The organism is Neobacillus drentensis (genome assembly GCF_036962765.1).
Taxonomy (GTDB): domain Bacteria; phylum Bacillota; class Bacilli; order Bacillales; family Cytobacillaceae; genus Neobacillus; species Neobacillus drentensis_C.
In genome coordinates, this window is the sequence record NZ_JBALOS010000376.1 from 1,703 (window position 1) to 2,493 (window position 791).

1 protein-coding gene is annotated in these 791 nt (G+C 29.7%); it reads right to left on the bottom strand.

The features are described from left to right. Window positions 1-741 (bottom strand): LysR family transcriptional regulator (locus tag V7137_RS29730; RefSeq protein ID WP_335701399.1); only part of this gene is annotated, 741 nt, incomplete at its 3' end. Window positions 742-791: the final 50 nt, after the last annotated feature.

The following is a 791-nucleotide window of genomic DNA, read 5'->3' on the forward strand; positions in this document are numbered from 1 at the left end:
ACCTTGACAATCCGGTACAAATGAAACACCTAAGTTTTCATCGACTGCTTTCTTTAATGTATCAACATTGGTGGATGAAAATAATTCATTCATAACACCAAACTTTTTATAAAAATTACTTTTAAACCATTGGATGTATTCACCATTATAAACAATCAGTGTTTCTTTTACGATTTGTTGTGGTGTTACAAATGTTTTTTCAGCTAATGGGGACTTTTTACTAACCAATAATTTCATTTTACCTTCAAATAAATTTTGATAAATTACCCGATTATTATTTTCTAATAAATGTTTAATTAAAGGTAATACACCTATATCACTTCTGCACTCTAATATATCATCAACAATATCCTGTCCAGGTTTTTGAAAGATTTCAATATTCATTTTTGGATATTTATCCTTAATAGCTGAAATTGGACTTAAAAGTGGTGCTGTAAATCCGGGCACGGTAGATATTTTCAAGTTACCAGTCACATTATTATTAATGATTTGTACTTTTTCAATCAGTTCTTGATATTTAGATAATATCTCATTCGCAATTGTAATAATCTGCTCTCCTTCAATCGTAGGAATGGCACTATTACCTCTTGATCGTTCAAATAATTTTACCCCAAGTTTCTTTTCAATACTGACAATCGATTGACTAATAGCGGATTGACTCACAAATAAATTTTGTGAAGCAATCGAGAAGGAACCTGTTTTTGCAACTTCAATTAGATACTCTAATTTTTCAATATTCATACTCTTCTCCTTCTTGCAACGGTATTAGTATACAACAAATTATATCTTCT